This is a genomic window from Bacteroides cellulosilyticus DSM 14838 (assembly GCF_000158035.1).
In the GTDB taxonomy this organism is placed as follows: domain Bacteria; phylum Bacteroidota; class Bacteroidia; order Bacteroidales; family Bacteroidaceae; genus Bacteroides; species Bacteroides cellulosilyticus.
In genome coordinates this window covers 94,399-106,657 of the sequence record NZ_EQ973491.1, presented here as the reverse complement: position 1 = coordinate 106,657, position 12,259 = coordinate 94,399, and the positions used below count along the sequence as shown (strand labels likewise).

Below are 12,259 nucleotides of genomic sequence, written 5' to 3'. Positions count from 1 at the left end.
GGAATGAAACCGGTCCCAGCAGTCCCGCCGGAAGCAGTGTTTTTTCCTGTCTCCTATATTTGGCATTCGTCCAGATTCCGCTGAATGGTGCTTTTCCTTCATCAGCTCCTTTGAGAGCATTCGCCCAAGTATTGGTCACCTCTATTTCGAGTTCATTTGTACCCTCCTTTAAAGCTGCCGTAATATTAGTCCGGTAAGGAGCAGTCCAGATTGTTCCACAGTCCACACCATTCACGCGGACAGTTGCCAGGTTGCAGACCTTTCCCAAATTCAGATAAACAGTTGTTTCCGGTTTGTCTTTCCAATGGAATGCAGTCCTGTAGACGGCTGTTCCCGAATAGTACCGGATCTTCTCATCCTGCTCCCGGCTCCAATCGAAAAGTTCTTTCCGATTTACGGTCCTGCCATTAGTTATGAAATTCACTGTATACTCTCCCAATTCTACTGCAACCTCCGAAAACTCTTTCGCAGAATAACTCCCCTCCTTCTGTTGCTTCTGTAAACTCTTCTCATCACCGAAACAGTTCTTTTCTGTCGGATATACGATGAATACGGATTCATTCGGCGCCAACGTCAGTGTAACTTCCGTTCGATTATTCTTCTGTTCATACGAAGGCCGGAAGTCTATTTCTCCTGTCAATGGATTCCAACATTCGGGCTTTCTGTCGTAGATACGCATACTTGCAGTGAAAGTACGTGTCTCTTCCCGTTGGTTAGCAATAAAATAAATATCCCCCTGTTCTCCCCGACGATGTGTCCAAGCAACATCTTCCGGCACAATCAGATCACGTTCCAATCCGTATGCCGAGAAGTCATCTCCGGTATAAGGAAGGTCAGGAATCAATATGCCCGCTTTCTTCAATTCATTAATCTTCTTCTCCACTTCAGGAGACAACTCTGCCTGTTCCGGATTCATCGGTCGAGGAAGCGGTACGACCAACACTTTATAACTGACTCCACCCGGCAATGTCATCCTGCCATCTTCCACTTTCGCCAACCGGAGCAATGCATCCTTGTTGAAACTATCATAAGCATAACCACGAAGCGGATTCACCCATTTCTCCGGATCAACCATATTGGCAGAATGCGTAACGCCCACAGGACGCACACGCAAAGGTTGTCCTTCATTCGTCCGACGAATACGCTCACTTTCCACACGCTCCGCCCCGAAAATACCCGGAAGAGAAGGAACCAATCGGTCCGGCAGCACTGCACGCCTTGGAATCTCTTCTCCTGTGAAAACGGCAATATCTACTACCGGATGTCCATACTGTAGCAATGCTTGACAACGTGTGGCATAATCAGAAAGTGCCTTTGCCCCTTTATTCCACCAGGTCTGATCTCTCTGAAAGAAAAGGCCGATGCCATCCAATGTCATACCGGGTTTGCGATCCAGCCATGGATTGTGGACATACACATGATAAAAAAGGCGGTTAATCCCCAATGCATAATTCCGGTCGAGCAACGCCTTCAACATTCCGGGATGTTCATCCCATGTACCACGCACCTCCGTAAATCCTTCTGCCTGGATAATGCTCTTTCCATAAATATGTGCCCCACTGACAGCATCCAGCATATCATTCAGTTTGTCATGGGTAGGACTGTTCAGCCAGAATTCTCCCATGGGAAGGTCCACCATTTGGTAATGCAACAACCCATCGCTCACCATCGTGGGAGCTACACATTCTGCCGAGAACTGACAATCATATTCTTTAGCACAATCCGCCAATACTTTATAAAAGACATCAACAACAAGCTCGGATATAGTAGTACGAACATCCCTCAGAATCTCTTCACTCCGTTCTACACTTTCCATCGGAATACCCGCCAGTAACGGTAAATAAGGCATCAGATCGTATCCGCGACGTTTCCGGAATTCAGCTGCAAACGTATCACTCCAATTCTGACTGCCACATTCCCAGCTATCCACATGCATGTACTTCAATACACAGCGTGCAACGTCTGAATCTGTCTTTAGAAATGCCTGTGCAAACCAGTTGTCGAACTGTTTACGCACTGTTTTCGCACTGAACTTATCACATTCCAACCCCTTTCCCCCTCCGGCAGTGGCATTGGTATGTCCGGTGGCAGTATGCCCCATACGCAATAATTTCCATTTTCCCTTGGGAAGAGTAGTTGTCAATATACCTGCTTTACATTGATCGGTCAGATTGATAATCTGTGAAAGGGAATAGCAATCTTTCTTTCCGACTTCCGCTTCTTTCGTAGCCGAGGCAACACGCCATACCAGTCCAGCTTTCCCTTCCCACTGATTCAACCGGGCTTCCCGGTGCAGTCGCAACTGCTTTATCTTCAAATTAGGTTTCCACTTGGCTGCATCCATATCCTCACTTCCCGGCTCACTCCCTTCAGGAGTCCAATAGAAGCGGAAATAGCGAGCGGTAGTTGCAGGAATGGCATGCGTTGAATTCTCATCCGTATTCTGCCATCCCTGACGGGCAGGTACCAACTGTTTCACCAAATGAAAATTCACTCCGTCATCACTTGCCATCACTTTCAGTCGATGCGCCTGATAGTTATTACCACTCAGAATCACTTCAACGTTACGACAGGTAAAAGGACGCTCGTATTCATACTGGATATAACAAGGATATGAAGAACGGATAACACCGGCAGCATCCATATTCACCGCTTTGGGAGAATCAGCATGCTCTTCCATAGCTATATTGACACATGTTATTCGGGCCGGCATCTCATCCGGTACTTCCTTTATGGGCAAAGCAAACAGAGAGATATCTTCATAAAAACCTTTATAGGCCTCGGGCTGTGGCAGACGGAGCGCCTTATGTTTACCCCCCTCAACGATTGTGTCACTCCATACCACCTTCTGCATAGATTCCTCCGGACTGATCCAAGGGCCACCGGCTAATGCAAAACCATCACAGATATGCATACCCAACTTTAATCCCAAACGATTGGCTTCTTCCATACTGAAACGCACCATCTCCCACCATTCAGGTGTCAATTGTTGTGCTTTTCCATTATATTGCGCTCCTTCATTAATTCCCTTAATCGGCATCAGATACGTACCTCCCAGCCCAGCTTGCTTCATAGCCTCCAAATCGGCAGTAATCCCTTCTTTTGATACGGCACCATACATCCAATACCAGAACGTCCAGGGTTTTGCCTCTTCTGAAGGATGAAGAAATTGTTCGTGAAGTGAACGTATCTGTTGAGCGGAGGTAGGGTTGGCAACGATCCACAACAGTAAGGATGCTATGAATATTCGGAATTTAAACGGAGTTTTCATTCTTATCTTAATTATTTATATAAGTAAGGAGTTTATTTATTCATTTCTGTATGGTTATGAATTAATTCACCACAGAGTAACACAGAGTTTCACAGATTCTATTTTACTGATTATTAGATTAATAAATCTGTGTGAATCTGTGTAATCTGTGGTGAGTCTTATTCATTCCTATACCAAAAGACGAAAAACCGCCTATTTTGTACTCATCCTCCTCCTTCCTTCAACGGTTCCCCCAAAGCCCTTTATAAGTACCATACTGCAAGCAATAACATTCTTTTGACAACAAATTCCTCAAAATATAAAAGTTATCTCTATATTTGCCCACTGAGATTTTAATAAAGGATAGAAAACAGGAGCAAAAAGATATATGAAAGAGAAGCCAAATATTGACTGTGAGAAATATCGCCAGATTGCGCAAATGGCTAAAATGGGTTGGTGGGAATCGGACCTGAAGAATCGCCAATATATTTGTTCAGACTTTATAATTGACTTACTCGGACTTGAAAGCGACCGGATCAGTTTCGAAGATTTTCATGAAAGAATACGGGAGGATCATCGGAGGCGACTCAGGAATGAATACTTTTCGCTCACAAACATAGAAACCTATGAGCAAATGTTCCCCATCCGGGCAAAAGATGGGGATATATGGGTGTATTCTAAAATCAGCTTCAAACAACCGGACGAAGAGGGTTACAAAAATATGATAGGATATCTGCAATGTATAGACAAACAGGCTGGAGAAATGAGTGAAAGCACAGACTCTCTTCAGGTAAACAGCCTGCTTTATCAACAAAACAGCCTTTCTTATTCATTGCTCGCTTTTCTTCAATCGGATGATATTACACAGATCATCAATAAAATATTGGCAGATCTACTCAAACAAACCAAAGGAGACCGTACCTATATATTCGAAATAGACCGGGAACATAAAGTACAAAGTTGCATTTACGAAGCAACAGCCGAAGGAATATCCCAGGAACTGGATTTCCTGCAAGATGTACCTTGGGATGATTCTCTCTGGTGGGATCGCCAAATCTCAGAAAAGAGATCAATCATTCTGAATACATTGGATGATATGCCTCCCGAAGCAAAAGTTTACCGTGATACCCTAGAGGTGCAAGACATTAAATCGGTAATGGTGGTTCCTCTCCTTTCGAAAGATAAGGTATGGGGATATATGGGCATCGATATGGTCAGAACACACCGCAGCTGGAGTAACATCGACCATCAATGGTTTTCTTCTTTAGGAAACATCATCAGCATTTGCCTCCAATTACGTAAAGCGGAACTTCAGGCTAAAGAGGATCGCCGCGCATTGGATCACAGTGAGAAAATTCTTCGTAATATTTATAAGAATCTGCCGGTAGGTATCGAGCTTTACGACAAAGACGGGTATCTGGTAGATATGAATGATAAAGAACTTGAAATATTCGGCTTGGCGGATATGAAGGAAGCATTGGGGGTATCACTGTTTGAAAATCCCAATATCCCCGAAGACGTGAAAGAAAAATTGCGTGCCAGAGAAAATGTGGACTTCTCTATTAATTATGACTTTTCTAAAATCGACCGATACGTCACAAGTAGAAGAAAAGATGTTATCAATCTTCAAACCAAAGTGGCTCTGCTTTACGATTCGCAGAATCAATTCAGCAATTACCTGTTTATCAATATAGATACAACAGAAACCACCAGTGCATACACCAAAATACAAGAGTTTGAGCATCTGTTCCTCTTAATAGGTGACTATGCCAAAGTAGGGTTTGCTCATTTTAATATAATGACAAGAGACGGGTATGCCCAGAATACATGGTACAGGAATTTGGGTGAAAAAGAAAATACTCCCATGCCTCAGGTTATCGGAGTGTATTCTCATGTTCACCCGGAAGATTGCGCTGTTCTGAAACAGTTTGTAGGTCAGGTTAAAGAAGGGAAAGCCACTAGTTTAAGTAAAGAAGTACGCATCAACAGAGGTAACGGAAAATATTCGTGGACCAGTATAAACGTAATGGTCAGGGATTATCGTCCTCAGGATGGAGTTATTGAAATGCTGTGTATCAACTATGATATCACTCCCTTGAAAGAGACAGAACAGAAGCTGATCATTGCCCGTGACAAAGCCGAAGAACTGGACCGCTTGAAATCTGCTTTCCTTGCCAATATGAGTCATGAAATACGTACTCCGCTCAATTCTATCGTTGGTTTTTCCAGTCTGCTGGCAGAAACAGACGACAGGGAAGAACGCCAGGAATATATCAAAATAGTAGAAACAAATAATGAATTGCTTCTGCAACTGGTTTCTGATATTCTCGATCTTTCGAAGATAGAGTCCGGAACATTCGACTTCGTACGTTCTGACCTGGATGTAAACGAAAGCTGCATGAAAATCATCAAATCGATGGAGATGAAAGTGCCGGAAACTGTGGATCTGGTCTTTGAGAAGTATATGCCCGATTGCCATATTTATACAGACAAGAACCGATTCATGCAGGTCATAACCAATTTCATAAACAATGCATTGAAGTTTACGAAACAAGGCACTATCGCTTTAGGATATGAACAGACGGCACCTCACGAAATAAAATTCTATGTACGTGATACAGGTTTCGGGATTCCCAAAGAGAAAATTGATAGCATATTCGAACGGTTTGTGAAACTCAATACCTTTGTACAGGGTACCGGTCTCGGACTTTCCATCTGCAAAAGTTTAGTATCTCAGATGGGAGGAAAAATCGGAGTGGAATCAACCGAAGGAGAAGGTTCATGCTTTTGGTTTACTCATCCGTATTAATCATTTTATTTTGTACCTTTGCGCCCGATTTACATTAGAGACGCAACCATCATGCAACAGAATACACAACGCCCGGTAAGCTCGATAGCTTATCCGATATTGATCGCATTAAGTATTTCCCATTGTCTGAACGACTTATTGCAATCCGTCATAACCGCCACATATCCGCTTTTCAAAGAGGACTTGACATTGAGTTTTGCACAAATCGGATTGATTACGCTGGTTTATCAGATGTCCGCATCGGTATTCCAACCCGTATTCGGATTATTTTTTGATAAGCGCCCGTTTGCCTGGACACTACCGATGGGTATGTTGTTCACTATGACGGGGATGTTGAATCTGGCCTTTTCCACGAATCTTTATTGGGTATTGTTCTCAGTATTCACCATAGGTATAGGTTCTTCCGTACTTCACCCGGAAGCATCCCGCATCACTTCGCTCGCCTCCGGAGGCAGAAGAGGATTGGCACAATCCCTGTTTCAGGTGGGTGGAAACCTGGGAGGATCATTGGGTCCGTTACTGGTAGCTTTAATTGTAGCACCTTATGGTAGGCACAACATCGCATTATTCGCAATTTTATCAGTGATAGCAATCATGGTAATGATACCTGTCGGCAAATGGTACAAAGGATACATTACCCGGATGAAACGTGATCATATTGCCCTGCAACCTCATATGCAGATGCCTTTGCCTATGGGGAAAACGGTTCTTTCCATTTCTATCCTGCTGATACTTATCTTCTCCAAATATATTTATATGGCAAGCTTAAGCAGCTATTACACCTTCTATCTGATTGATAAATTCGGAGTAAGTGTGCAGGACTCCCAGCTTTATCTCTTTGTGTTTCTCGTGGCTACAGCCATCGGAACACTGATGGGTGGTCCTATCGGAGATCGTATCGGAAGAAAGTACGTCATCTGGGGTTCCATCCTCGGTGCTGCACCTTTCAGTATGCTGATGCCTCATGTCGGCTTGCTTGCCACAATTATTATGAGTTTCTGTGTCGGCCTGATTCTTTCATCTGCTTTTCCCGCCATACTGTTATATGCGCAGGAATTATTACCCAGTAAACTGGGATTGATCTCCGGATTATTCTTCGGATTTGCTTTCGGAGTGGCAGGTATTGCCTCGGCTGTATTGGGAAATATGGCGGATAAGTTCGGCATCGAAGCTGTTTATAACGTCTGCGCTTATATGCCGTTACTCGGATTGGTTACCTGGTTTTTGCCTGATTTGAAGAAAAACCGTAAATAATTATATATTTCAATAAGGAGGTGCTTCTTCACAGACTCCTATCGGATAATCTTTTAAAATATCAGGATTACGGTGAATATGCCAGAAAAGATGAATTCTTATAATATCTCCCTTTACGGAGTATATTATCTTGTAAGGTTTCACTAAAAGAAATCTGTATTCATGCTCTTCATCAGTCAGCATCCACTCAATATTGCCAATTAAGGGATTCTGTTTTAAAGTATTTATTTTTTCTCTGAGCTTCTCTTTATATTTCAGAGCAATCTGAATACCAAATTTCACTTTTCCATATTTGAAAATCTCACCGATTTGTCGTCGTGCTTCAATGTCGTATTGTATTTTCATTATTGCAGTGCATTATAAAACTCTTCCATTTCCTCTTCACTCACGTATTCCCCTTCATCAAAGCGCTTTTCGGAGTCCTGCAACTGTTTTCGGGCCTCTTTGACACCTATCTGATAAGGAGCATTGGTCAGATTTCCACTTCTCTGTATAATATCTTTTATTGTATCGAGCACCTCTTGGTTATTGATGTTCAACACTTCTCTAGCTAATGCCGCTTTATAAGCTTCCAATTCTAAAGTGTTCATAATCGATTTATTTTTAGTATCCATCAGCAAAGATAGATAAAACTTCTATATTTCTTAATGGATTATCATTTGTTTTCAGTCATACCTATAAGTGGTTAGCTACAAAGAAACATTTCATTATTTGTGGGTATTTCATAAACCCCTCTGATGCCGTTACTTTGCAACCGTACAAATTAAACCATTTTATAGTATGAAGAAAATAGGAATATTTTATGGTTCCTCAACCGGAACTACACAAGGCATTGCCGAAACAATCGCTTCTAAACTTGGTGTTCCCGCATCTGATGTAATCGATGTCAGCAAAATGAATGCCGACATGGTAAAAGAATACGAAGTTCTTCTTTTAGGAACTTCCACCTGGGGTGACGGTGAATTGCAGGATGACTGGTATGATGGCGTTAAAGTGTTGAAAGAATCAGACCTGAAAGAAAAAACAATTGCCCTGTTCGGTTGTGGTGATGCTGAGTCTTATTGCGATACATTCTGCGATGGCATGGGTATCATATACGAAGATATCAAGGATTCCGGTTGTACCATCGTTGGTAAGGTATCTGCAAAAGATTATTCTTTCTCCTCCTCTATTGCCGTCATCGACGGTATGTTTGTCGGACTCGCTCTTGATGACATCAACGAAAGTGATAAGACGGAAGAACGTATCGACGCTTGGGTGAGCGACATAAAAAATCACTTGGCATAATTTTCTCTTATTCCATAGCCTTATGACAATATCTGACATTAACCCGGTAGAATTGAAAGTATTCCTGAACCACATCTACGAATTTAAGAAAGGAGTACGCCAGATGGTACTTTATACTACAAACAAGAAGTATGAAGCTTTTGCCGTGAAACGCCTGACAGACCAAAAGATAAGCTATGTTATCCAGCCGGTAGGAAACGGTAGGATCAATCTTTTCTTTGGACGCAAGGAATGCATCGAAGCAATCCGTCTTTTGGTAAGGCAGCCACTGAACAAGCTGTCTCCCGAAGAAGATTTCATACTCGGGGCAATGTTAGGTTATGATATATGTGCGCAATGCGAACGGTACTGTGAAAGAAAAGTCCGGTGCGCTTGATTAACTTTGCATGTGTTTAGTTAGTTGTTTTTGTAAAAAATGCCTGCGGATTCCGTAGGCATTTTTATTATATCATCCGAAAATAGAAAGATAATCAGGCATAGCTATGCATACCGCCCAGTAGATAATTTACTCCGAAGTAAGTCATCAGCACCGTAAGGAAAGCCAACACCATATAAGCATGGAAGAACCGGGGTTGCCGGAAGACGGCAAGCGATTGTCCGTGGAATGCCGCACCATAGATTAAAAAGGTGATCAAAGCCCAGACTTCTTTCGGGTCCCAGGCCCAATAACGACCCCATGAAACATTTGCCCACACAGCACCAATAAAAATTCCCGCCCCCAGACAAAATACTGCCGGATAGAGCATCAACCGACTGAAAAGCATCAATTGCTCCACACGAACCTTACGCTGTTCCTGAATCTCCGAATCGATTGTCTTTTTTCGCCAGCCTCCTATGCAGAATGCCAGTAATCCATTTAGCATCATAAAGGCAAACAATGCATAAGATACCATAATCAGAGAAACATGGATACTTAACCAAGGAGACAGCAACACAGGCATCAAAGGAGTGATCTGAGGATTGTTCTGCCCAAGATAAGCTACCAACAAAGCAAAACCCGAAATAAGCAGTCCAAAAGGCAACGTAAAAGAGAAGCGACGCCGGAATATGCATGCAAGCAGAAGTGTACACAGTGCCATAAACTGCATGGTTTCATATCCATTGCTCAACGGAATACGCCCGCCAATATACCACCGCAAACAGTAGCCAAAGAGTTGAAAAAGAAATGCCGCATAAAGTGCAACTGTAAAAACACTCCATGCCTTACCTGCCGAACGATGCATGCTGCAATAAAGCAGATAGAAAAATGCCAACATCCCTACAGTCAAATTGAACATGAACAACAGTTTGCTGAATGGAATGCGATTGTACAATATTTCAGCCTGCACCTCTACGTCAGACAGTGGTTTTATACTCCCATCTTCCGGTAAAGGACGGATAAGTGTTCCACTCCGTAGCATCAGTATCAATCCCACCTTTTCATCCGTTTCCATGATAGCCTTTTCCAACGAAGTCATTTTCATGTGTGGCTTTTGTCCTCCTTTCCAAAATTCCTGCAAGCGATAGTTTTGTCCATCAAACAAATCAGTAAGACAAGCATAGGAAGAAGGCAATCGGAGTAAATGACGAAGTTCCGCACTCTTTATATAAATCATCGGTTCATTCTGCCAAACCTCCGGACGAAGTAACCAACCTCCGACAACCTGTTCGGGTGTCATGCCACCATAAGAAGATTTCCCGGTCAGTTTCAATACAAAGTCTCGTGCAAGGGTATTAAAAGGTACTACGCGATCATGATAAATCACTTGTTTGGATGCCAGACTATCCGCCTGTCTGAGTGCAAGTGCCGGAAGACTTCTGTTTTCAGCTTGCATCGCCGCTCCCGTAACCATGAGCAACCACACAAACATTCCCCCTTTTCGAAGCAACGGATGCCTGAGCAATCTACGGAATTCCCCACTGCGACCGACAAGCATCCACAACATGGAGATACCCAGCAAAATATATCCTGCATACGTAATCCCTATTCCCCACGGGTCATAATTCACCGACAACCAACTCCCCTCTTTATCATCATCAAAAGAAGACTGGTAAAAGCGATACCCCTGACGAGAGAGGATACGATTCATGGAAACAGGTTCCGCATCCCGAATATAGCTGACGTAATCTGCCGGAGCATCCGTCCCCGGATAATACTCCACCCGAAAACTGTCTAAACATAGGGTGAACGGTAGTTCGATTACCCGCTTACTGTCTTGGTCTATGAAAGTTCCCACCTCAGTACCTACTGTGAGATGCATATATCCTTTTTTGCTGTATGAAAATGTAATCATGGCTCCCACCAAGATAACGAGGAAGGAGCCATGCAACAACAATGTCGGGAGACGCCGCCACAACTGCCGCTTAACCAACACGGCAACTGCCAATGCGGCAAGTACTCCCCACAAACAACAAAACCAAACTGTATGATAAACATACTTTTCTACAAACTCTGTTCCATGTACATGCTCCACAAAGGTCACCGCAGCGAGCAAAGCCACCAGACAGATATATAAGAAGACGAGACTTTTCTTCAAATTAAAAAGGTGCATATTCCTTATTCTTCAAAGCCTTAACTCCCATACATTCCATTTCGATCAACCATCCGGGACGGCATACAGGCGCATGTACAAATACTTTTGGAGTATCCGGGAAACGCTTGTCATACATACTCTTCACAACTGCATAGTCTGCAATGTCACGCAAGTAAACAATCATATGTCCCAAGTCATCAAATGTACACTCAGCCTCTTTCAGCAAGGCTTCTACATTTTCCCACATCCGCTCCGTCTGCCTGCGGATGTCGCCGGGGTATACCACTTCTCCTTTATTGTTGATACTTGCCGTACCAGAAATAAACACTTGACGCCGGTCACCGTAATCGACATACGTTCCGCGTTCAAAGCTGACACCATACTCATAAGTAGGATTCAGATGCGTAGGAGCATAAAGAAAGTGTATCTGTTCCGGCTTTAAGCCTGCCACAGCATAGGTATCCATTTGCACCAATACTTTAGGATCAGCATGACGTCCGCCGATACCTGTACTGGCAATATAGTGTGTTTTTTCCGTCAGATTCTGAGTAACAAACACCTCATTACGTGCCTTTACCACACCGGCATAATTCACATCCACATTCTGTACGAAGAACCAGGTACGGATACAGTTATCCGCCAATTTACATCCTTGTTCCATAAGCTGCATCACGTAGTCATTCAGCAACAAACGGGTCTGGTATTCAGAATTAGCAGCACGATTGAAAGCACTGCCTCCCCACAGGTGGCGATACGCATTGTGTTTTACTTCAAACAGTCCGTTGTGCAGCACTTGTGTCTGTATATCGGTCTGTAAATAAGCCCACAAAGCTATTTTCGTCCCATCCAAAGGGGGCTGCTCTACCACGGAAAGAGCACAGTCGGAACTTTCGGTAGTGATAGCCAGCAGGAGGTCAGCCTGATTGGCGGTATCACTCAGAAAATAACGTTTAAACACAGCCATGGCACCTTTCAATTCACCTGCAAGCAAATCGTTGTAGGCATTGGCCACTGCATTTAATTGTTCTTCATAAGTGTCTTCCGGCCGGGTAGAGTGAATCATTACATGAAACTCTGAAACGCCTTCTTTTACTTCATATTTAAAAATCTTGGTTAATGTATTCTCTGATTGGTTGGTTTGTTGTT

At 43.2% G+C, this 12,259-nt stretch carries 9 protein-coding genes; 4 read left to right on the top strand and 5 right to left on the bottom strand.

Going from position 1 to position 12,259, the window contains the following annotated elements:
• The coding region (locus BACCELL_RS12755; RefSeq protein WP_007212224.1) for a glycosyl hydrolase at positions 1 to 3,271 on the bottom strand (3,271 nt) is incomplete at its 3' end.
• A gap of 367 nt (positions 3,272 to 3,638) precedes the next feature.
• Between BACCELL_RS12755 and BACCELL_RS12750 the strand changes: the two genes are divergently transcribed.
• Together BACCELL_RS12750 and BACCELL_RS12745 are read left to right on the top strand one after the other, a co-directional pair.
• A complete protein-coding gene (locus BACCELL_RS12750) occupies positions 3,639 to 6,059 on the top strand; it encodes a sensor histidine kinase (RefSeq protein ID WP_007212223.1) in 2,421 nt (806 codons plus the stop codon).
• A gap of 51 nt (positions 6,060 to 6,110) precedes the next feature.
• Positions 6,111 to 7,313 (top strand): MFS transporter, encoded by a 1,203-nt coding sequence (locus BACCELL_RS12745; protein WP_007212222.1) that lies wholly within the window; start codon positions 6,111 to 6,113, stop codon positions 7,311 to 7,313.
• Between the two features lie 9 nt (positions 7,314 to 7,322).
• Here the strand turns inward: BACCELL_RS12745 and BACCELL_RS12740 are convergent, their stop codons facing one another.
• Together BACCELL_RS12740 and BACCELL_RS12735 are read right to left on the bottom strand one after the other, a co-directional pair.
• A complete protein-coding gene (locus tag BACCELL_RS12740) occupies positions 7,323 to 7,658 on the bottom strand; it encodes a type II toxin-antitoxin system RelE/ParE family toxin (protein ID WP_007212221.1) in 336 nt (111 codons plus the stop codon).
• Positions 7,658 to 7,903, bottom strand: coding sequence for a hypothetical protein (locus BACCELL_RS12735; protein WP_022210577.1), 246 nt, complete (start codon positions 7,901 to 7,903; stop codon positions 7,658 to 7,660). The genes BACCELL_RS12740 and BACCELL_RS12735 overlap by 1 nt, the downstream gene beginning before the upstream one ends.
• 190 nt (positions 7,904 to 8,093) lie before the next feature.
• On the opposite strand from BACCELL_RS12735, the gene fldA reads away from it, so the two are divergent.
• Together fldA and BACCELL_RS12725 are read left to right on the top strand one after the other, a co-directional pair.
• Complete coding sequence (gene fldA / locus BACCELL_RS12730; protein ID WP_007212219.1) at positions 8,094 to 8,600, top strand: flavodoxin; 507 nt, start codon at positions 8,094 to 8,096, stop codon at positions 8,598 to 8,600.
• Positions 8,601 to 8,622: 22 nt separating this feature from the next.
• Positions 8,623 to 8,976, top strand: coding sequence for a DUF2023 family protein (locus BACCELL_RS12725; protein WP_007212218.1), 354 nt, complete (start codon positions 8,623 to 8,625; stop codon positions 8,974 to 8,976).
• Positions 8,977 to 9,070: 94 nt separating this feature from the next.
• Here the strand turns inward: BACCELL_RS12725 and BACCELL_RS12720 are convergent, their stop codons facing one another.
• Together BACCELL_RS12720 and BACCELL_RS12715 are read right to left on the bottom strand one after the other, a co-directional pair.
• Positions 9,071 to 11,131, bottom strand: coding sequence for a cytochrome c biogenesis protein CcsA (locus tag BACCELL_RS12720; RefSeq protein WP_007212217.1), 2,061 nt, complete (start codon positions 11,129 to 11,131; stop codon positions 9,071 to 9,073).
• On the bottom strand, positions 11,118 to 12,259 hold a 1,142-nt coding region (locus BACCELL_RS12715), incomplete at its 5' end, for a Rid family hydrolase (protein ID WP_007212216.1). The genes BACCELL_RS12715 and BACCELL_RS12720, both read right to left, overlap by 14 nt.

Coding starts and splice junctions, on each gene's coding strand:
- BACCELL_RS12745 (WP_007212222.1), top strand. CDS start 6,111: ATGCAACAGAATACACAACGCCCGGTAAGCTCGATAGCTTATCCGATA.
- BACCELL_RS12720 (WP_007212217.1), bottom strand. CDS start 11,131: ATGCACCTTTTTAATTTGAAGAAAAGTCTCGTCTTCTTATATATCTGT.
- BACCELL_RS12740 (WP_007212221.1), bottom strand. CDS start 7,658: ATGAAAATACAATACGACATTGAAGCACGACGACAAATCGGTGAGATT.
- BACCELL_RS12725 (WP_007212218.1), top strand. CDS start 8,623: ATGACAATATCTGACATTAACCCGGTAGAATTGAAAGTATTCCTGAAC.
- BACCELL_RS12735 (WP_022210577.1), bottom strand. CDS start 7,903: ATGAACACTTTAGAATTGGAAGCTTATAAAGCGGCATTAGCTAGAGAA.
- fldA (WP_007212219.1), top strand. CDS start 8,094: ATGAAGAAAATAGGAATATTTTATGGTTCCTCAACCGGAACTACACAA.
- BACCELL_RS12750 (WP_007212223.1), top strand. CDS start 3,639: ATGAAAGAGAAGCCAAATATTGACTGTGAGAAATATCGCCAGATTGCG.